This is a genomic window from Aeromonas sp. 75A (assembly GCF_051919425.1).
Classification (GTDB): domain Bacteria; phylum Pseudomonadota; class Gammaproteobacteria; order Enterobacterales; family Aeromonadaceae; genus Aeromonas; species Aeromonas veronii.
This window is the reverse complement of the sequence record NZ_JBQBES010000002.1, coordinates 101,834-122,281: the sequence shown is the minus strand read 5'-3', so window position 1 is coordinate 122,281 and position 20,448 is coordinate 101,834. Positions and strand designations below refer to the sequence as shown.

19 protein-coding genes and 1 pseudogene are annotated in these 20,448 nt (G+C 58.3%); 14 read left to right on the top strand and 6 right to left on the bottom strand.

Annotation, left to right across the window (positions count from 1 at the left end):
- Positions 1-39 precede the first annotated feature (39 nt).
- Positions 40-756, bottom strand: coding sequence for an arginyltransferase (locus ACTG2T_RS00545; protein WP_005351203.1), 717 nt, complete (start codon positions 754-756; stop codon positions 40-42).
- Positions 753-1,460: a leucyl/phenylalanyl-tRNA--protein transferase gene (gene aat, locus ACTG2T_RS00540; protein WP_069527212.1), complete on the bottom strand. Its 708-nt coding sequence runs from the start codon at positions 1,458-1,460 to the stop codon at positions 753-755. The genes ACTG2T_RS00545 and aat overlap by 4 nt, the downstream gene beginning before the upstream one ends.
- Before the next feature lie 19 nt (positions 1,461-1,479).
- On the opposite strand from aat, the gene ACTG2T_RS00535 reads away from it, so the two are divergent.
- On the top strand, positions 1,480-1,950 hold the full coding sequence (locus ACTG2T_RS00535; protein WP_005337104.1) for a glycine zipper 2TM domain-containing protein: 471 nt from the start codon (positions 1,480-1,482) through the stop codon (positions 1,948-1,950).
- Positions 1,951-2,058: 108 nt separating this feature from the next.
- On the opposite strand, the gene ACTG2T_RS00530 is transcribed toward ACTG2T_RS00535, so the two are convergent.
- From ACTG2T_RS00530 to ald, 3 genes are all read right to left on the bottom strand, one after another.
- Positions 2,059-3,306, bottom strand: coding sequence for a diguanylate cyclase (locus tag ACTG2T_RS00530; protein ID WP_330124427.1), 1,248 nt, complete (start codon positions 3,304-3,306; stop codon positions 2,059-2,061).
- 62 nt (positions 3,307-3,368) lie between these two features.
- Entirely contained in the window at positions 3,369-4,319 is a 951-nt protein-coding gene (trxB, locus tag ACTG2T_RS00525; protein ID WP_019445530.1) for a thioredoxin-disulfide reductase, read from the bottom strand.
- Positions 4,320-4,504: 185 nt separating this feature from the next.
- Positions 4,505-5,620, bottom strand: a complete 1,116-nt coding sequence (gene ald / locus ACTG2T_RS00520) for an alanine dehydrogenase (RefSeq protein ID WP_330124426.1) — start codon at positions 5,618-5,620, stop codon at positions 4,505-4,507.
- Between the two features lie 150 nt (positions 5,621-5,770).
- Here ald and lrp point away from each other — a divergent pair, with 150 nt between their 5' ends.
- From lrp to serS, 5 genes and pseudogenes are all read left to right on the top strand, one after another.
- Complete coding sequence (lrp, locus tag ACTG2T_RS00515; protein ID WP_005300047.1) at positions 5,771-6,262, top strand: leucine-responsive transcriptional regulator Lrp; 492 nt, start codon at positions 5,771-5,773, stop codon at positions 6,260-6,262.
- 203 nt (positions 6,263-6,465) lie between these two features.
- Positions 6,466-8,981: pseudogene (locus tag ACTG2T_RS00510) on the top strand (DNA translocase FtsK 4TM domain-containing protein).
- A gap of 80 nt (positions 8,982-9,061) precedes the next feature.
- On the top strand, positions 9,062-9,670 hold the full coding sequence (gene lolA / locus ACTG2T_RS00505) for an outer membrane lipoprotein chaperone LolA (RefSeq protein WP_041202312.1): 609 nt from the start codon (positions 9,062-9,064) through the stop codon (positions 9,668-9,670).
- Positions 9,671-9,746: 76 nt separating this feature from the next.
- Positions 9,747-11,084, top strand: coding sequence for a replication-associated recombination protein A (locus tag ACTG2T_RS00500; RefSeq protein ID WP_330124424.1), 1,338 nt, complete (start codon positions 9,747-9,749; stop codon positions 11,082-11,084).
- A 308-nt stretch (positions 11,085-11,392) separates the two neighbouring features.
- A complete protein-coding gene (serS, locus tag ACTG2T_RS00495) occupies positions 11,393-12,688 on the top strand; it encodes a serine--tRNA ligase (RefSeq protein WP_005337087.1) in 1,296 nt (431 codons plus the stop codon).
- A gap of 2 nt (positions 12,689-12,690) precedes the next feature.
- Here serS and ACTG2T_RS00490 read toward each other — a convergent pair whose 3' ends face one another.
- On the bottom strand, positions 12,691-12,867 hold the full coding sequence (locus ACTG2T_RS00490; RefSeq protein ID WP_155395816.1) for a hypothetical protein: 177 nt from the start codon (positions 12,865-12,867) through the stop codon (positions 12,691-12,693).
- Between the two features lie 8 nt (positions 12,868-12,875).
- Between ACTG2T_RS00490 and ACTG2T_RS00485 the strand changes: the two genes are divergently transcribed.
- From ACTG2T_RS00485 to ACTG2T_RS00450, 8 genes are all read left to right on the top strand, one after another.
- Positions 12,876-13,364 carry a CvpA family protein gene (locus ACTG2T_RS00485; RefSeq protein ID WP_005337086.1) on the top strand — a complete coding sequence of 163 codons (489 nt, stop codon included), beginning with the start codon at positions 12,876-12,878 and terminating at the stop codon, positions 13,362-13,364.
- Positions 13,365-13,385: 21 nt separating this feature from the next.
- A complete protein-coding gene (gene purF / locus ACTG2T_RS00480; RefSeq protein WP_005351229.1) occupies positions 13,386-14,906 on the top strand; it encodes an amidophosphoribosyltransferase in 1,521 nt (506 codons plus the stop codon).
- 217 nt (positions 14,907-15,123) lie between these two features.
- Positions 15,124-15,882 (top strand): tRNA isopentenyl-2-thiomethyl-A-37 hydroxylase MiaE, encoded by a 759-nt coding sequence (miaE, locus tag ACTG2T_RS00475; RefSeq protein ID WP_005346385.1) that lies wholly within the window; start codon positions 15,124-15,126, stop codon positions 15,880-15,882.
- Positions 15,883-16,185: 303 nt separating this feature from the next.
- Positions 16,186-16,830, top strand: a complete 645-nt coding sequence (gene adk / locus ACTG2T_RS00470) for an adenylate kinase (RefSeq protein ID WP_005337083.1) — start codon at positions 16,186-16,188, stop codon at positions 16,828-16,830.
- A 98-nt stretch (positions 16,831-16,928) separates the two neighbouring features.
- Positions 16,929-17,903, top strand: coding sequence for a ferrochelatase (gene hemH, locus ACTG2T_RS00465; RefSeq protein ID WP_330124423.1), 975 nt, complete (start codon positions 16,929-16,931; stop codon positions 17,901-17,903).
- Positions 17,904-17,937: 34 nt separating this feature from the next.
- Entirely contained in the window at positions 17,938-18,330 is a 393-nt protein-coding gene (locus tag ACTG2T_RS00460) for an MAPEG family protein (RefSeq protein ID WP_330124422.1), read from the top strand.
- 186 nt (positions 18,331-18,516) lie between these two features.
- Positions 18,517-19,821, top strand: a complete 1,305-nt coding sequence (locus ACTG2T_RS00455; protein ID WP_005337079.1) for an inosine/guanosine kinase — start codon at positions 18,517-18,519, stop codon at positions 19,819-19,821.
- Positions 19,822-20,001: 180 nt separating this feature from the next.
- Positions 20,002-20,364: a DUF2750 domain-containing protein gene (locus ACTG2T_RS00450; protein WP_005337077.1), complete on the top strand. Its 363-nt coding sequence runs from the start codon at positions 20,002-20,004 to the stop codon at positions 20,362-20,364.
- Positions 20,365-20,448 lie beyond the last annotated feature (84 nt).

The window sequence follows — 20,448 nt, the reverse complement described above, 5'->3', positions numbered from 1 at the left end:
ACCGCTGGATCATGCCGGATTTAAGGCTATGTGTAAAGTTTACTCGGGCTTGGTGTCGATATTTTTCCATTCCCCCTGAATTAACAGCTCATGAGGGAGGTAATTGCGTTTGTAATTCATCTTGCGACACGCCTCTACCAGATAGCCAAGATAGAGCCAGCTTCGCCCGGTTCGCCTGGCCAGATCGAGCTGGCAAAGGATGGCAAAGGTGCCCAGGGAGCGATCGGCATAATCCGGATCGAAGAAGGTGTACATGGCGCTCAAGGAGTGGGGTAGCAGGTCTGTGGTGGCCACGCCGATAAGACGGCCCTCCTTGCGCATCTCCAGATAGAGTGGCGGCATCCAGTCACAATGGAGAAAACCGCGATACTGGCTGCGGTTGGGGGGATACATGCTGCCATCGTGGTGGCGTTCGCGGATATAGCGTTCGTAGAGCAGGTAATACTCGGGTTTGTCGTCGTAGCTCAGGACGATCTCGATATCCCTGTTGAGCTGGCGGATCCGCTTCTGGCCGCGGCTGGGACGAAAGTGTTCACTGTGAATACGAAGGGATTGGCAGGCATGGCACGCCGGGCAGTGGGGACGATAGATGTCGTTGCCACTGCGGCGAAAACCGGCAGTCAACAATCGCTCGTAACCGTTGGCGTTGAGCAGATTGTGATCCATCAGCACCAGCAACTGCTCCTGTTCATGGTCCAGATAACTGCAGGGATGCTTGGGAGTCAGCCCTACTTTGAGGATCACTTCTTCAGTCATAAGCTGATCTCCCCCTCTTGCCAGCAGGAAGCCAACAGTGGTTGATGGCCAAGGCGCGCCAGCTCAGCCAGAAAACGGGCCCGTGGCCACTCCTCGATACCCAGGGTCGCCAGAAACGGGTTTTGCATCTGGCAATCGATGAGGGCGCCGCGATGGCGGGCGAAGTGGCGACAGAGTGCCACCATGGCAAGTTTGGCGCCGTTATCAATCCGGCTGAACATGGATTCACCGCAAAACAGTCGGCCGATAGAGAGGCCATACAGTCCCGCTTGCAGCTCTCCCTCTTGCCAGATCTCGATAGAGTGGGCATGACCCAGTTGGTGCAACTGCTGGTAGGCCTCGATCATGGGTTGGCTGATCCAGGTGCCATCGGCAGTGCGACGAGGGGCGGCGCAGGCGGTAATGACTTCATTAAAGGCGCGATTGACGGAAATATCGAATGGGGTACGGCGGATAATCTTCTGCAGTGTCCGCCCCACATGGAGTTGGTCTGGGCGGATCACTCCGCGGGGATCCGGTGACCACCACAGGGTCGGCTGGTGGGGTTCATTCCACGGGAAGATCCCCTTGTGATAAGCTGCCAGCAATCTGGCTGGGGAGAGATCCCCGCCGATCGCCAGCAAGCCGTTGGGCTCTTCCAGCGCATGGCTGGGGTCGGGAAACCAGCAAAGCTCATCATCCAGTTGGGTAAGATAGCGAGACATAAGGCAACGAGGTTCATAGATGAAGGCCATTATCCTGATAGTATCCAGCTTGCTCTGCTTTGTCACGGCGCCCGCCGGGGCGGAGGTCTACCAGCGCAATACCGCGCGGCCAGTCAATCAGGTGGTGTTTGGTCAGGTCGAAACGGTGCGCAATATTACCCAGCGCCAGATCCTGGAGTCAGAGCACTCTGGCTGGAAGACGCTGGGAGGTGCCGTGTTGGGCGGTCTGCTGGGCAACCAGTTTGGCGGCGGTCATGGTCGTGAAATCGCCACCGCCGTCGGGGCGCTGGCGGGAGCTGCGGCTGCGCAGCAATACCAGTCCGGGGGAACCGTGGTGGAAAACAAGTTGGTGGAGCTGCTGATCCGCAACGAGCAAAATGCCCTTATTAACGTGATCCAGGATTATGATCCCGCCATGGTCTTTGCCAATGGGGACAAGGTGCGCATTCTCTACTTCGATGATGGGGTGCGGGTCGACAAGACTTACTGACTTTCGATAGTCATTGTGATGGGGAGACTGTGGCAGGAAAGGAACCCGCAGACTCTCCTGCTGGAAAGTCTGTCGGGCGGTAATACACGGGACTGATGCCCTGAGGATTCAGATAGCTGTCTCTTGAGAGACTATCTTGTCGCGACCGGTGTTCTTTGCCTGATAGAGCAGCCGATCCGCTACGCTCAGCGCCTCGTCCATGGATATCCGCCCGACGCTGATCACGCCGTAACTGGCGCGAACAAAGAGCGGGGTTTCCGATGACAAGGGTTGCTGGCGCAGCTGCTGACGCAGCCCTTCAAGACGCTTGATCAACACAGGGACGGTACAGTGAGGCACCATCATGGCAAACTCCTCTCCGCCAAACCGGGCTATCATGGCATCGGGGAAGAACTGGGTCAGTAGCCGGGTCAGATGGCAGAGCAGTTGATCGCCGATGGCATGGCCCCAGTGATCGTTGACCTGCTTGAAGTGATCCACATCGAGCACACAGAGTGCAAGAGGCGTCTGCTGGCGCTGATGCTCTTCAAACCATTTTTGCCCTTCGTTGAACCAGTAGCGCCGGTTGTAGAGACCGGTCAGGTAGTCACGATTGGCTGACTCCTGAATGCTGTTGAACTGCTCGAGCGCTTCCAGATTGTGGCTGACCCGACACTGCAGCTCTTCCGGCTCGAACGGCTGGTTGAGAAAGTCGTTGGCGCCTTGCTTGAGGTAGCGAGCAGAGAGACCGCGTTTGTCCGAGACCGAGATCCCGATAATCGCGAGCTGCTGCTTGCTGTAACGCTCTCTCAGCATCCGTACCAGACTGATGCCATCGATATCCGGCATATAGTAGTCGACCAGTGCCAGCCGGATGTCCGGGTGTTGCTCCAGCATCGCCATCGCTTCACGGGCATGACTGGCCTCATGCACCTGCAACAACTGCTTGCGCAACTGGGCCATGGTGCGGTGACGGGAGGTGCGTGAGTCGTCGACTACCAGCACTTCGATGGACTGGTTGAGATAGAGGCGGTGCACCAGACTGACGGCATATTGCAGCGAGTGGCGCGAATCCTTCATCACATAGTCCAGCACGCCGGTTTCCAGCCAGGCGGCACGTTTATCCTCGCTGATGTCGGCAGTGAGGATCACCACCGGCAAACCTCGAGCCAGCAGCTCGTTGACCGCTTCGCCACGGGGCGCATCCGGCAAGGTCAGGTCCACCAGCGCGACCACATACTCCTCGCCCCGACAGTGACGGGCTCCTTCGAGGGTATCGAAGGCGTCAATCTCGAGGCCTGTCTGCTGGGCAATGGCCTGAGTCAGCATACGGCGGATGGTCAGGCTATCTTCGACAATCAATATCTTCTGTTTCATTAGACTCCTTTAAATAAAAAAGGCATACCGACTGGTATGCCTTATATCACAACTACGCTTGTTTATTGCGCGTCGAGGTAGCGTTCGGCATCGAGGGCTGCCATGCAGCCGGTACCGGCAGAGGTGATCGCCTGACGGTAGTTGTGGTCGGCCACGTCGCCGGCAGCGAAGACACCTTCAATGCTGGTCTGGGTGGCAAAACCGTCGAGGCCGCCACGTACCTTCAGATAGCCGTTTTGCATCTCCAGCTGGCCATCGAAGATCTGGGTATTGGGCTGGTGGCCGATGGCGATGAAGACGCCCATCAGCGGCAGCTCGCTGGTGCTGTTGTCCTGAGTGTTGCGCAGGCGCACACCGGTGACCCCCATCTGATCCCCCAGCACTTCGTCCAGGGTCTGGTGGGTGTGCAGCACGATGTTGCCGCTCGCGACCTTGTCGTGCAGACGTTTGATCAGGATCTTCTCGGCACGGAATTCGTCGCGGCGGTGGATCAGGTGCACTTTCTTGGCGATGTTGGCCAGATACAAGGCTTCTTCAACTGCGGTGTTGCCGCCGCCGATCACCGCCACTTCCTGATTGCGGTAGAAGAAACCGTCACAGGTGGCACAGGCGGAGACGCCGCGACCCTTGAAGGCCTCTTCGGAGGGCAGACCCAGATACTTGGCGGAGGCGCCGGTCGCGATGATCAGGGCATCGCAGGTGTATTCGCCGTTGTCTCCTTTGAGGCGGAACGGGCGCTGAGTCAGTTCGACACTGTTGATGTGATCAAACAGGATGCGGGTATCGAACTTCTCTGCATGCTCTTTCATGCGCTCCATCAGGGCCGGGCCGGTCAGGCCTTCCGGATCACCGGGCCAGTTTTCCACTTCGGTGGTGGTGGTCAGCTGACCCCCTTGCTGCATGCCGGTGATGAGCAGGGGATTGAGGTTGGCGCGGGCGGCGTAGACGGCCGCGGTGTAACCGGCCGGGCCTGACCCTAAGATCAGCAATTTGCTGTGAGTGACTTGGCTCATGATGTCATTTCCGGGATGTGATGAGTTTGCGCGATTGTAGGTAATTCGTGATCCGGGGTCAAAGGCTGGTGAGTCGATTGCACTAATCGTGTTCACAAGGGATGACATGCAAAATAAAGGAATAAAAAAACCGCCCATCGCGGGCGGATTTTCACTCATCTCCAACTGGCGCAGGCCAGCGCAGATCAGTTCAGCAGGGTCAGGGGATCCGTGTAGGCAAGGCCATGTGCCACGGCTACTTCCTTGCAAGTGAGCTTGCCCTCCATCACGTTGAGCCCGTGCAACAGGTTGGGATCGCTCAGCAGTGCCTGACGATACCCTTGCTGGGCCAGCTTGATAATAAAGGGGAGGGTGGCATTGTTGAGCGCCACGGTCGAGGTGCGGGCCACCGCCCCTGGCATGTTGGCGACACAGTAGTGCACCACCTCATCGACGATATAGGTCGGATCCTGGTGGGTGGTGGCGTGGGAGGTTTCCACACAGCCGCCCTGATCGATGGCCACATCGACGATGGCAGAACCCGGCTTCATGCGCGCAATGTGGTCACGGCGGACAAGTTTTGGCGCAGTGGCACCCGGCACCAGCACGCCGCCGATGACCAGATCGGCCGCCAGCAGATGGTGCTCCAGCGTCTCGCTGTTGGAGTAGACCACTTTGGCCGCTCCCTGGAACTCGTTATCGAGACGGCGCAGGGTATCGACGTTGTTATCGAGGATGGTTACATCCGCGCGCAGGCCAATGGCCATGCGGGCTGCATTGGAGCCGACCACGCCGCCACCGATGATCACCACCTTGGCCGGTTCGACACCGGGTACGCCACCAAGCAGAACACCGCTACCGCCGCGCGATTTTTCCAGCGCCTGAGCACCCGCCTGAATAGACATGCGTCCGGCCACTTCCGACATGGGGGCCAGCAGGGGCAGGCCGCCACGGCCGTCGGTGACGGTTTCATAGGCGATACAGATGGCGCCGCTTTTCAGCAGGGCTTCGGTCTGGGGCAAGTCTGGCGCCAGATGCAGATAGGTGAACAGGGTTTGACCCGGACGCAGCATGGCACATTCGACAGGCTGAGGTTCCTTGACCTTGACGATCATCTCGGCTTTGGCGAAAACCTCTGCTGCAGAGGCCAAAATTTCGGCTCCAACAGCGATATAATCTGCATCGCTGAAGCCAATGCCGTTTCCGGCACCGCTTTGGACGAAAACAGTATGGTTTCGTGCTGTCAGTTCACGTACACTGGCCGGAACCATGCCTACGCGGTATTCATGGTTTTTTATCTCTTTAGGTACACCGATAATCATGCTATCCCTCGTCTATAGATTGGTGTTTCATGTTGCCAAAATGTTAACCAACATTTGCGCCTAGTATATTCAGGTATTGACAGGATTTGTGACCATAATTATAAAATGACTGGTGATTCTTACCAAAAAATAGCCAAAGGATGGAATAAAATGATGGAAGCTAAGAGTCGGCTAAAGGATTTGGACAGGATTGACCGCAACATTCTTAATGAACTGCAAAAGGATGGCAGGATTTCGAATGTTGAGTTGTCCAAGCGAGTTGGCCTGAGTCCTACACCGTGTCTGGAACGGGTTCGTCGCCTCGAGCGACAAGGTTATATCGAAGGATATGCCGCTATTCTGAACCCTCATTATCTGGACGCATCTCTGCTGGTGTTTGTAGAGATAACCCTCAATCGCGGGGCGCCTGATGTGTTTGAACAGTTCAACAAGGCTGTTCAGGTGCTCGAAGAGATCCAGGAGTGTCATCTGGTTTCCGGTGACTTCGACTATCTGCTCAAGACCCGAGTCAGCGACATGTCGGCTTACCGCCGTCTGTTGGGGGAAACCCTGCTGCGTCTGCCCGGTGTCAATGACACCCGCACCTACGTGGTGATGGAAGAGGTCAAGCAGAGCAGTCGTCTGGTGATCAGCACCCGATAAAGCAGGTTATGCCGTGGTATCTTTTCCATATGAGACACCATGACAGTCAGAAACGAGCGGCCGGTCCGCTCGTTTCTTCTTGTAAAGATAATTGCAAATATGGCCCCCGTCCCATCAGGCTCTGGCTGACAATCGATGGGCTTTTCGGGGATACTAGGCCCCCTTATTTCCTGCATTACATGTTTTCAGAAAGGAGCCGGAGTTTGGCCGATAAAAAGCTGTTTACTCCTTTATCAGGTACACAACGGATCTTCGAAGCCGTCTTGATCGCCATCACCCTGATGGCTGCTTATCTTCTGCTTGCCCTGTTGTCCTATCATCCCGCTGATCCCGGCTGGTCCCAGACCTCCTGGCAAGGGGAGGTGAAGAACCTCGCCGGTAGTGCCGGAGCCTGGCTCGCTGACATCACCATGTTTACCTTTGGTGCCTTCTCCTATCTGGTGCCGCCGCTGGTGGTGCTGCTGGGCTGGAGTCTGTTCTGGCGCCCGAGCCGTCTGCTCGATGTGGATTACCTCACCCTGGGGGTGCGGATCATCGGCTTTATCCTGACCGTACTCGGCATGTCGGCCATTGCCAGCATGAACTTCAACGATATGCAAAACTTCTCCGCCGGTGGTCTGGTGGGGGATGTGATCGCCTCCGCGGTGGTGCCGCTGTTTGGCGGCGTCGGTGCCAACCTGATGCTGCTCTGCTTCGTGGCAACCGGCATCACCCTGTTTACCGGCTGGTCCTGGCTCACCATCGTCGAGCAGATCGGTGCGGCCTGTACCGGTTCGGTCAGCGCTGTTTACCACTTCCCGACCACCCTCGGCCGCTGGCTGACCGGTGGCTGGCGTCAACCCCGCAACGAGGGGCCGGATCCCTTGCTGGAAGGCGGGGTAGGGGCCATCGCGTTTGATGATGAGGAAGATGAGCCACACACCAGCTGGACGCGCAAGCCCAAGGCCAAAAATCAGAAGGCTGCCGCCGAAGAGTGGCTGCCGGAACTCGACGACGATACCTTCGAGTTCGATCCCCAGTTTGATGATGAAGATGATGAGCCGGTTCCGGCTGCCAAGCCGAAACGTGCGGTGGCGGCCGCCAATGGTCGCCGTCAGCCGGTACTGGCTGTGGCCGATGACGATAATGAGGACGATCTGGATCTGCCCGGGCCGAAGGGGACGACGAGGTCGGCGCACCGGTAGCCGTCGCACCGACCAAGCCCAAGCGTCGTCCGCAATCTACGCTGCCGCCGTTGCCGAGTATCGAGCTGCTCGACCGTCCACCCGCCAAAACCCAGATGATGAGCAAGGATGAGCTGGATCGCATGGGCCGTCTGGTGGAGGCCAAGCTTGCCGACTACAACGTGCAGGCCAAGGTGGTCGGTGTCTATCCGGGCCCGGTCATTACTCGTTTCGAGCTGGATCTGGCGCCGGGCATGAAGGCGAGCAAGATCACCAACCTCTCGCGCGACCTAGCACGTTCCCTCTCTGCCAGCAGCGTGCGGGTGGTGGAAGTGATCCCGGGTAAAACCTATGTCGGTATCGAGCTGCCCAACCGGGTGCGACAGACCGTTTACCTGCGCGAAACCCTCGACTGCGATGCGTTCCGCGATAGCCGCAACCCGCTCACCATGGGCCTGGGTCAGGACATCGCAGGGGAGCCGGTGGTGGTGAACTTGGCCAAGATGCCTCACCTGCTGGTGGCCGGTACCACAGGTTCCGGTAAGTCAGTGGGGGTCAACACCATGATCATCTCGATGCTCTACAAGTCATCCCCCGATGATCTGCGCTTTATCATGATCGATCCCAAGATGCTGGAACTCTCCGTCTACGAAGGGATCCCGCATCTGCTGACCGAGGTTGTGACCGACATGAAGGATGCCGCCAACGCCCTGCGCTGGTGTGTGGGCGAGATGGAGCGCCGTTACAAGCTGATGTCGGCAGTCGGGGTGCGCAACCTCAAGGGCTACAACGACAAGGTACTGGCCGCCATCGAGGAGGGGGAACCCCTGCTGGATCCGTTGTGGCGCCCGGGTGACTCCATGGATCAGATGCCGCCGGAGCTGGAGAAACTGCCCCACATCGTGGTGGTGGTGGACGAGTTTGCCGACATGATGATGATCGTCGGCAAGAAGGTGGAAGAGCTGATCGCCCGGATCGCCCAGAAGGCGCGGGCCGCCGGTATTCACCTCATTCTGGCGACCCAGCGTCCGTCGGTGGATGTGATTACCGGTCTTATCAAGGCCAACATCCCGACCCGTATCTCGTTCCAGGTGTCGAGCAAGATCGACTCGCGTACCATCATCGATCAGGGCGGCGCCGAATCTCTGCTCGGCATGGGCGACATGCTCTACATGCCAGCCGGTACCTCCAACCCGACCCGGGTACACGGTGCGTTCGTCGATGATCACGAAGTGCACAAGGTGGTGGCGGACTGGAAACTGCGCGGCGAGCCGAACTACATCGAGGAGATCCTCTCCGGTGAGTCGGGTGGCGAAGGTGGCAGCGGCGAATATGGCGGTGGTGGCGACGAAGAGCTGGACCCCCTGTTCGACGAAGCGGTCGCTTTTGTGGTGGAGTCCCGCCGTGGCTCGACCTCCAGCGTCCAGCGCAAGTTCAAGATTGGTTACAACCGGGCAGCCCGTCTCATCGAGCAGATGGAGAATCAGGGCATCGTCAGCTCACCGGGTGGCAATGGTCAGCGCGACGTGCTGGCACCGCCGCCGGTGCGGGACTAAGCCTCACCGTTTCTTACTATCCCTGGCCATGCCCTTCGCGGGCGTGGCCTTTTATCGAGAGCGTCTTTATGAAGAGCGTGATGAAAAAACAACTGTTGATGGGTACCGTGCTGCTGATGGCCAGCAGCCAGGTGTGGGCCGATGCGGCCAGCGATCTCAAACAGAAGCTGGCGGGGGTGAGCCTCTTCTCCGCCAAATTTGCCCAGACCGTCTATGACAGCAAGGGCAAGGAGCTGCAAAAGGCCAGCGGCGACTTGCTGGTGCAGCGGCCAAACCGTTTCAACTGGCACACCACCTCGCCGGACGAGAGCCTGATCGTGGCCGATGGTCAGGATGTCTGGGTCTATGATCCCTTCGTCGAGCAGGTCACCGCCCTAAAGCTGAAAGATGCGGTGCTCAACACCCCCTTTATTCTGATCGCTGGCAATGACGACAAGTTCTGGAAGAACTATGACGTGACCCAGCAGGGCGATGTCTACACCGTCACCAGCCGCAACAAGGATGAGCTGATCGCCTCCTTCCGTGTCACCTTCGACAGACAAGACAACATCAGTCGTTTCGATGTGAAAGAGGCGCAAGGGCAGTGGAGTGAATTCACCCTGAGCAGCTTCAACCGCAAGCCGGTGCTCAAGGGCAACGAATTTGTTTTCAAGATCCCGAAGGGGGTCGAGCTGGACGACCAGCGCTAATGAGCAAGCGGTCGTTGGATTGCTCGCCACTGCGCCAGTCAAAGGCGAGTGGCGTGACGTTGGGTGGTCAATACAGATGAGTAACTTGTCGCTGGATTTTTCATCGGACTTTCGTCCGCTGGCGGCCCGGATGCGGCCGCAAAACCTCGACCAGTATATCGGTCAGCAACATATCCTGGGGGCTGACAAGCCCCTGCGCAAAGCGATCCTGGCGGGTCACTGCCACTCGATGATCCTGTGGGGGCCGCCCGGTACCGGCAAGACCACGCTGGCGGAGTTGATGGCTCACTACTGTCAGGCGGAAGTGGAGCGACTCTCTGCGGTCACCTCCGGTATCAAGGAGATCCGCGCCGCCATCGACAAGGCGAAGGAGAACAGCTGGCGCGGGGTGCGCACCATTCTGTTTGTGGATGAGGTGCACCGCTTCAACAAGAGCCAGCAGGATGTGTTCCTGCCCCACATCGAAGATGGCACCATCACCTTTATCGGTGCCACCACTGAAAACCCCTCGTTCGAACTCAACAACGCACTGCTCTCACGAGCCCGGGTCTATCTGCTCAAGCGACTGGAGGATAGCGATATTCTCGCCATGCTCGATCAGGCGATGACCGATCCCCGTGGTCTCAATGATCCGGCACTCACCTTTGCCCCCGGCGTCAAAGAGGCGTTGGCTAAGGCAGTTGATGGGGACGGGCGAAAATCCCTCAACTATCTGGAGCTGTTGGCCGACATGGCCGAAACCGACAGCACAGGGGGGCGGGTGATCGACAGTGCCCTGCTCGCTGCCGTGGTGGGGGAGCACGTGGCCCGCTTCGACAAGGGGGGCGATCACTTCTACGACCTCATCTCGGCGGTGCACAAATCCATTCGCGGCTCGGCGCCGGATGCGGCGCTCTACTGGTATGCCCGTATGGTGAGCGCCGGTTGCGACCCCCTCTATATTGCCCGCCGTTTGCTGGCGATTGCCTCGGAAGATGTGGGCAATGCCGATCCCCGTGCCATGCAGGTCGCCCTGTCGGCCTGGGATTGTTTCCATCGGATCGGGCCGGCGGAAGGGGAGCGGGCCATCGCCCAGGCGATCGTCTATCTCGCCTGTGCCCCGAAAAGCAATGCGGTCTACACCGCCTGGAAGGCGGCGCTTAATGATGCCAAAAACCTCCCTGACTTCGAGGTGCCGGTGCACCTGCGCAATGCGCCGACCAAGCTGATGAGCGATCTGGGCTATGGCGCCGAGTATCGCTATGCCCATGACGAGCCGGGCGCCTATGCTGCGGGCGAGCAGTATTTCCCGCCCGAGCTGGCGGGCAAGCAGTACTACCAGCCCACCGATCGCGGCCTTGAAAAGCAGATTGGCCAGAAGCTCGATTACCTCCATGAACTGGACAGGCAAAGTCCGCAGCAACGGGGCAAATAGCCCCTTTGTTACCTCGCGTGGCTGAAAATTGGTCAGGCGTTTGAATATACAGGACGGTTTGCGTGCCAAAGTCGGTAAAAACGACACAAATAGTCCCTGTTCGGGCGGGGGGGCGGTCTGCTACACTGCCCGTCTGACCCCGCTTGTCTTGGCCTTGCGCCATCTTCTTGATCTCGAAGGCCTGTGATAGTTAAGGCCCGATTCTGAAGACGATTGGGGTGCGCCAACCGATGTTAACTTCCGGATCTGTTTCCCAGCCCGTCATGACGACTCAGGCCCAGATCCCATTTTAAAAAAGTAGGTAAACCATGCTGGATCCCAAATATCTGCGCAGCGATATCGAAGAGGCTGCCGCTCGTCTGGCGACACGTGGCTACGTTCTGGACGTAGCGGCTGTCAACGCTCTGGAAGAGAAACGCAAGGATCTGCAGTCCCGTACCCAGGAGCTGCAGGCCGAGCGCAACGCCCGCTCCAAATCCATCGGTGAAGCTGCCCGTCGTGGTGAAGATGTTGCCCCGCTCAAGGCCGAAGTGACCAAAATCAACGACGAGCTGGAAACCAGCAAGGTCGAGCTGGATGCCCTGCTGGCCCAGCTGAAAGCCATTGCCGACGCCATCCCCAACCTGCCGAGCGAGACCACTCCGGTGGGCCGTGACGAGAACGACAACGTGGAAGTGCGCCGTTGGGGTACCCCGCGTGAGTTCAGCTTCCCGGTACGCGATCACATCGATCTGGGCGAAGCGGCCAAGGGCGTTGACTTCAAGAATGGCGTCAAACTCTCCGGTACCCGTTTTGTGGTGATGAAGGGTCAGATTGCCCGTCTGCACCGTGCCCTGGCTCAGTTCATGCTGGATCTGCACACCCAGCAGCACGGTTACACCGAGTGCTACGTGCCCTATCTGGTGAACCCGGACAGCCTCTATGGCACCGGCCAGTTGCCGAAATTTGCTCAAGACCTGTTCAACACCGGTATCGAAGGTGAAGGGGAAGAAGAGGGCAAGGTACGCAAGTTCTCCCTGATCCCGACCTCCGAAGTGCCGCTCACCAACATGGCCCGTGACGAGATCTTTGACGCGCAAGAGCTGCCGATCAAGATGACCGCCCACAGCCCCTGCTTCCGCTCTGAAGCCGGTTCCTACGGTCGTGATACCCGCGGCCTCATCCGTATGCACCAGTTCGACAAAGTCGAAATGGTTCAGCTGGTTCACCCGGAGAAATCCTGGGATGCGCTGGAGGAGATGGTGGGTCACGCCGAGAAGGTGCTGCAACTGCTGGAGCTGCCGTATCGCGTGATGGCGCTCTCTACCGGTGATATGGGCTTCTGCGCTTCCAAGACCTACGATCTGGAAGTGTGGCTGCCGGCCCAGAACACTTACCGCGAGATCTCCTCTGTCTCCAACTGCACCGACTTCCAAGCGCGCCGCATGCAAGCTCGCGTGCGTATCGACGGCAAGCCGCAGTTGCTGCACACCCTGAACGGCTCCGGTCTGGCAGTGGGTCGTACTCTGGTTGCCGTGATGGAGAACTACCAGCAGGAAGATGGCCGCATCGCCATCCCGGCTGCGCTGCAATCCTACATGGGTGGCCTGACCCACATCGGGTAAGCTCACGCCGCAGACCACAACGCCATGGCATTGCCATGGCGTTGTGCATTCTGGCGCCGATCAACCGTTTTAGTGCTGAAAAAATGCGGCTTTTCGGCGTCGCTTTGAACAGTTAACACATTTTTATCAAGCAATGCGCAATCGTTTTTGTTAGACTGCGCCGCAATTTCGCAGGACATCTTTTTCTATGGTCTGGATTGATTACGCCATCATCGGCATCGTCGGTTTCTCTGCTCTCATCAGCCTGGTTCGCGGCTTCGTCAAGGAGGCCATGTCTCTTGTCACCTGGTTCGTCGCCTTCTTTATTGCCAGCCATTTCTATCCCGATCTCGCCGTCTATTTCACCTCCTTCTCCGACGCGCTGGTTCGCAACGGTCTGGCCATCGCGGCGCTGTTTGTGGCGACCCTGATCCTCGGCAGCGTGGTCAACTATGTGGTGGGCCTGTTGGTGGACAAGACGGGTCTCTCCGGTACCGATCGGGTGCTGGGGGTCTGCTTCGGTGCAATTCGCGGGGTGCTGATCGTCAGTGCCCTGCTTTTTTTCATGGATACCTTCACCAGCCTCTCCCAGAGCGACTGGTGGGTGGCGTCCAAGCTGGTGCCGGAGTTCAAGCCGGTGATCCAGTGGTTTTTCGGGTTCATGTTGAACTCATCCAGTTTTCTTAAACAGGTATAGTGACTTCGAGGTAGCAAAGACATGTGTGGTATTGTCGGTATAGTTGGCACCACCCCCGTCAATCAGGCCCTCTACGACGCCTTGACGGTGTTGCAGCACAGGGGACAGGATGCCGCCGGGATCGTGACCATTGATAGTGGAAACTTCCGGCAACGCAAGGCCAATGGCCTGGTGAAGGACGTGTTTGAAGTGCGTCACATGCAGCGTTTGCAAGGGAACATCGGCATAGGTCATGTCAGATACCCCACCGCAGGCAGCTCAAGTGCCGCTGAAGCCCAACCTTTTTATGTGAACTCTCCCTACGGCATGGTGCTGGCCCATAACGGCAACCTCACCAACGCCAAGGAGCTCAAGGAGCAGCAGTTCAAGGTCGCCCGCCGCCACATCAACACCACCTCCGATTCGGAAGTGTTGCTGAACGTGCTGGCCCACGAGCTGGATCGCTGTGACAAGATGGCGTTGCGTCCCGAAGATATCTTCGCCGCGGTGCGCAGAACCCATCAGCAGATCCGCGGTGCATATGCGGTGGTCTCGCTGGTGATTGGCCATGGTCTCATCGGTTTTCGCGATCCCAACGGCATTCGCCCGCTGATCCTCGGTCGTCGTCAGGACGAGCAGGGCCAGGTGGAGTACATGCTCGCCTCCGAGAGCGTGGCGCTCGACGCCATCGGTTTCGAGACGGTACGGGATATTGCGCCGGGTGAAGCCATCTACATCACCGAGCAGGGCCAGCTCTTCTCCGAGCAGTGTGCGGAGAACCCGCAGATGAGCTCCTGTATCTTCGAATACGTCTACTTCGCCCGTCCCGATTCGTGCATCGACAAGGTCTCGGTCTACGCCGCCCGCCTCAACATGGGTCGCAAGCTGGGTCAGAAGATTGCCCGCGAGTGGGAAGATCTCGACGTTGATGTGGTTATCCCCATCCCCGAGACCTCCTGTGACGTGGCGCTGGAGATCGCTCACACCCTGGATCTGCCATACCGTCAGGGCTTCGTGAAGAACCGCTACATCGGCCGTACCTTCATCATGCCGGGCCAGACCCAGCGCAAGAAGTCGGTGCGCCGCAAACTCAACGCCATCAGCTCCGAATTCAAGGGCAAGAAGGTGTTGCTGGTAGATGATTCCATCGTGCGTGGTACCACGTCCGAGCAGATCATCCAGATGGCCCGTGAAGCGGGGGCAGCCAAGGTCTACTTCGCCTCGGCAGCGCCGGAAATTCGCTTCCCCAACGTCTATGGCATCGATATGCCCACCGCCAACGAGCTGATCGCCCACGGCCGTGAAGTGGAAGAGGTGTGCAAGCTGATTGGCGCTGACGGTCTGATTTTCCAGGATCTGGAAGATCTGGAAGCCGCCGTGCGGGAGATCAACCCGGATCTGCGTCACTTCGAGACCTCGGTTTTCAATGGCCACTACGTCACCTCCGACGTGGACCAGTCCTATCTGGATCACCTCAATGCCCTGCGCAACGATGACACCAAAGCGGTGCGTGAATGGCAGGAAGGCACCAGCAATCTGGAAATTTTTAACGAAGGTAGTTAAACGTTGCGGTTTTGCCGGATGGGATAGCGAGATGGGGGCCTGTGGCCCCCATTGTCGTTTCTACCTAACATGGGCAGAAGGGGGAGGAGATATCTGTTTGAAAAATATCCGCTTATCTTGCCGGATATGGGCATGGCCAGCGGGATCCGCTAGCATAGGCGGCAACATATATGACCGATACGCTTTTAACCGGCGTGTTTAACAAACGAGAGTTTAGATGGATGATCTGCTAGCCCCAGTGCGCCAGTTTTTGCAGTGCGAGACCCCGGATGAGTGGGTGGAGATGGCTCGGGATCCGGCCCGTTTACCGACCCTGCTCATCGATCACGCCAACTGCGAGACCAAGGCCGCACTCACTGCCCACAGTCTGGTGCGCCGCTACTGCTTGCCCAAGGGCAAGCGCCATCTGCTGCCCAAGCTGGAGTTCTATCGCGAGCTGGATGCCATTCCGGAGAAGGCCGAGATCCTGGGCAAACGCAGCATGGGGGAGTCTGATCGCACCGTCTTTGCCGAGCTGGAGCGCAATCCACTGCTGTTTCCCATGGTACGGCTCATTCAGGAGGAGCTGCATCACTTCGAGCAGGTGCTGGAGATCATGCAGGCCCGCGGCATCGAATACGGGCCGGTGACGGCCTCCCGCTATGCCCGCCAGTTGATGCAGCATGTGCGCACCCATGAGCCTGCCACCATAGTCGACAAGATGATCATCGGCGCCTATATCGAGGCCCGCTCCTGCGAGCGCTTTGCCAAGCTGGCGCCCCATCTGGACGAGGAGCTGAGCCGCTTCTACGTCTCTTTGCTGCGCTCCGAGGCGCGCCACTATCAGGATTACCTGAGCCTGGCCGAACAGTACGCAGGGGAGGATATCAGCGAGCGGGTGGCCTTCTTCGGTAAGCTGGAAGCCGAGCTAATCTGCTCGCCGGATCCGCAGTTCCGGTTTCATAGCGGCCTGCCTGTCACATCTGACAGTTGTTGACGCACAGGGGGCAAACTACTATTGCCCTGTTCCTACTACGAGCGACAAGTAGTTACTTTTGAGCGCAATTCCCGGCCCTGAGCCGGGATCTTTTTTTCTGTCGTACCTCCTTCCTGCTTTTGGCGCTCTATGCGGAATCCTTGGCTATTTTTGCGTCTTCCCCTTGCGATGAAATCCTGTTCGATCAGCCGGTTATTGTGGTGATAAAGTGCTCATTCAAGTGGCTCACCCTTGTAGAAACGGGCGAAACCGTGTACTTTTTTGCCTTCGCAAGATTTGAATAACCAATCAATAGGAGCGTGTATGCGCATTGTTCTGTTGGGGGCTCCGGGCGCCGGCAAAGGTACCCAGGCTCAGTTCATCATGGAAAAACACGGTATTCCCCAGATCTCCACCGGCGACATGCTGCGTGCGGCGATCAAAGCGGGCACCGAGCTCGGTCTGAAAGCCAAAGCTGTGATGGACGCAGGTCAGCTGGTCTCTGACGACATCATCATCGGTCTGGTCAAAGAGCGCATCGCTCAGCCGGACTGCGCCAAAGGCTTCCTGTTGGACGGTTTCCCGCGCACCATTCCCCAGGCGCAAGCCATGAAGGACGCCGGTGTCGTGGTTGATTTCGTGCTGGAGTTCGATGTACCGGACGAAGAGATCGTCAAGCGCATGAGCGGCCGTCGCGTTCACTCCGGCTCCGGCCGTACCTACCACGTGGTGTTCAACCCGCCGAAAGTGGAAGGCAAGGATGACGTGACCGGTGAAGATCTGGTGATCCGCGCCGACGACGAAGAGACCACAGTACGCAAGCGTCTGGATGTATATCATCAGCAGACCGCGCCGCTGATCGGTTTCTACGGCAAAGAGGCGGAAGCGGGCCACACCCGTTACGTCAAGATCGACGGCACCCAGCCGGTTGATCTGGTCAGCAAGCAGCTTGCCACCATTCTGGGCTGATCTTTGCTGTCGGCACTGTTTCCCGTGCCATCAGATAAATAAAGAGAAGGGCCCTGTCGGGCCCTTTTTGCATAATGACAGATAGACAGGAAGCCAACGTGACCACGAAAACCGGAATATTGCTGGTCAATCTGGGTACCCCAGCCGCACCGACCACCGCTGCCGTCAAAGCGTTCCTCAGCCAGTTCCTGCACGATCCCCGTGTGGTTGACCTGCCCCGCTACCTCTGGTGCCCGCTGCTCCACTTCATCATCTTACCGACGCGCTCGCCCAAAGTGGCCAAGCTCTATCAGCAGGTGTGGACCGAGCAGGGCTCGCCGCTGATGGTGATAAGCAAGCAGCAGCGCGCCGCACTGGAGCAGGAGCTCAAGCGGGAGGGGGTTGAGGTGCCGGTAGAGCTGGCGATGACCTATGGTTCCCCGTCAGTGAATGATGGCTGGCAGGCGCTCAAGGCCAAAGGGGTCAACCGGGTGATCCTGTTGCCGCTCTATCCGCAATATTCGGTCAGTACCACCGCCTCGGTCTTCGATGCCTGGGGCAAGGCAATGAAGAGAGAACGCAATCTGCCGGTGGTACGGCTCATTCGTGATTATCACGCCCACCCCGAATACATTCAGGCGCTGGCCATGAGCGTGCGCCGTCACTGGGAGCAGCACGGTCAGGGTGATCACCTGTTGATGTCGTTCCACGGTATTCCCGAGCGCTACGAGAACGAAGGGGACCCCTATGGTCACCAGTGTCGCCATACCGCCAGCTTGCTGGCCGAGGCGCTCGGGCTGGAGGCTGGGCAGTGGACGGCCAGTTTCCAGTCCCGCTTTGGCAAGGAGGAGTGGCTCAAGCCCTACACAGACGTGACTATCGCTGGCCTGCCTGCCGCCGGGGTCAAGCGACTCGATGTGATTTGCCCTGCCTTTGCCGCCGACTGCCTCGAAACCCTCGAGGAAATTCAGGTACAGAATCGGGAGGTCTTCATGGAGGCCGGTGGCGAGCGGTTTGAATATATTCCGGCCCTCAACAGCGATCAGGCCCACATCAGGATGATGGTCTCGCTCATCTGCCGCGAATTGGCATGAGTGACCGGCAGTCAGTCAAACAAGGAGTCGAGTCATGGTACATATCACGCTGATCTACGCAGGCCTGCTTGGGCTGCTGTTTCTGGGGCTCTCCTTCTGGGTGGTCAAACGCCGCGCCCAGTTCGGGGTGATGATAGGGCTGGGGGAGGCCCCCGAGCTGCTGGCGGCGATCCGGGCCCACGGCAACTTTGCCGAGTATGTGCCGCTGACCCTGCTGCTGATGGCGCTGTGCGAGCTCTCCGGCGCCGGTGCGCTCTGGCTACATATGGGTGGCGCCATGCTACTGGTTGGCCGCATCCTGCATGCCATCGGCATCCAGCTCCCCAAAGCCCCCAATGTGCCCCGTTTTCTGGGCACCTTGCTGTTCTGGCTCGCCCTCGGCCTCTTCTCGGTGCTGGCTCTGTTGCAGGGCATGGCGGCCGCCTGAAAACCGGCGCTTTTGTATGCTATGGAACCACCCTGGGTTGGGTGGTTTTTTTATGGTGAAAAGGCAAACGTTTTTCCTTGCGGGCCTTGTCTATACTGACTCCATTATTTAAACAGGGCGACTTTTCGGGGCGGCGGATTGTGTTAAAATCCCGCCCCTCTTTCCCCCAGAGCACAGAACATTGCCATGAAATTTCCCGGTCAGCGCAAGTCCAAACACTACTTCCCTGTCGACAGACGCGATCCCCTGGTTCCGCAAAATCCCCTGTTAACCGAGCTGGGCAAAGCCTACGTCGTCGGGATTGATCAGACCCTGGTTGATATCGAAGCCCATGTGGATGAAGACTTTCTGACCCGTTATGGTCTGAGCAAGGGGCACTCCGTCGTTATCAATGACGATGTAGCCGAACGCATTTATGACGAGCTCAAGGCCAACAACATGGTGGTGAGCGAGTTTGCCGGTGGCACCATTGGCAACACGGTACACAACTACTCGGTGCTGGCCGATTCCCACTCCATCCTGCTGGGTGTGATGAGTCAGGACATTCGCATCGGCTGCTACGCCTACCGTTATCTGTGCAACACCTCTTCCCGCGTCAATCTGGACTACCTGCAGCCGGTTGATGGCCCCATCGGCCGTTGCTTCACTTTCATTACCGAGTGCGGCGAGCGCAGCTTCGGCATCAACGCCGGCAAGATGAACCAGCTGGATGTGCAGCACATTCCGGAGGATGTGATCAAAGGGGCATCTGCCCTGGTGATCACCGCCTATCTGGTGCGTGGTGACGATGGTGATCCGATGAAAGAGGCGGCCATGACTGCTGTGCGTTATGCCCGCGAGGCCGGTATTCCCGTGGTGCTGACCCTGGGCACCCGTTTCGTCATCGACGAAAACCCCCAGTGGTGGCGCGACTTCATTGCCGAAAACGTGACTGTGCTGGCGATGAACGAAGACGAAGGTGAAGCCCTGACCGGTATCGCTGATCCGCTCGGTGCGGCCGACAAGGCGCTCGACTGGGCCGACATGGTGCTCTGTACCGCAGGCCCCATCGGCCTCTATATGGCGAGCTACACCGACGAGGACTACAAGCGCGAGACCACTCATACCCTGCTGCCGGGCGTTATCCCCGAGTTCAATATGTATGAGTTCAGCCGCCCGATGGCCCGTGCCAAGTGCCGTAAACCGGCCCGTATCTACTCCCACATCTCCCCGTACATGGGTGGCCCGGAGAAGATCAAGAACACCAACGGGGCAGGGGATGGCGCCCTTTCCGCCGTGCTGCACGACATGGTGGCCAACTCCTATCATCGGATGAATGTGCCCAACTCCGCCAAGCACATCTCCGAGTTCCTGACTTACTCCTCACTGGCCCAGGTGTGCAAATACGCCAACCGCGTCAGCTACGAGGTGCTGGCCCAGAGCAGTCCCCGTCTCTCCCGCGGTTTGCCGGAGAAAGAGGACAGCCTGGAAGAGGTTTACTGGGAGCGTTGATCTCCTGAATCTGCAAGACGCCTCCATCGGGAGGCGTTTTTGCAGGCAAATATGAGTTATCCCGGCTTTTTTCCCGGAATAACCCCAATATGCTTGAGTCCATGTCACTTTTACGACACCATTTGGCCATCGTATTGTCGCCCGACAATGCCGCAGCACCCGAAAGAAAGAGAGAATCCCATGAGCATGCTTAACGACAACCTTGACGCCAATTTCCAACTGTTTATCGAACAAGTCCGCGAGTCGGGTCAGGTGTGGGGTCTGCGCTATGGGGAAGACTGGGTCGTCTGTCGCTCCGCCGAATTTGAAGATGCCGACGTGATGCCGCTCTGGTCTGCCGAAGAGGACGCCCGTCTGCACTGCGTCGACGAGTGGGCCGATTACGAGCCGGAAGTGATCGATCTGGAAGAGTTTCTCGATATCTGGATCAACGATCTGGATGAAGATGATGTGCTGGTCGGCCCGAACTGGAACGCCGATCTGGAAGGTCAGGAGCTCGAACCCATCGAGCTGGCCAAGGCACTGGTTGAACTGGACGCCTGAAAGCGCCTCCATTGATGGCCTGAACGCACAGGCCATCGGGACAAAGACCGGCATCCGTGAGGGGGCCGGTCTTTTTTATGGTCG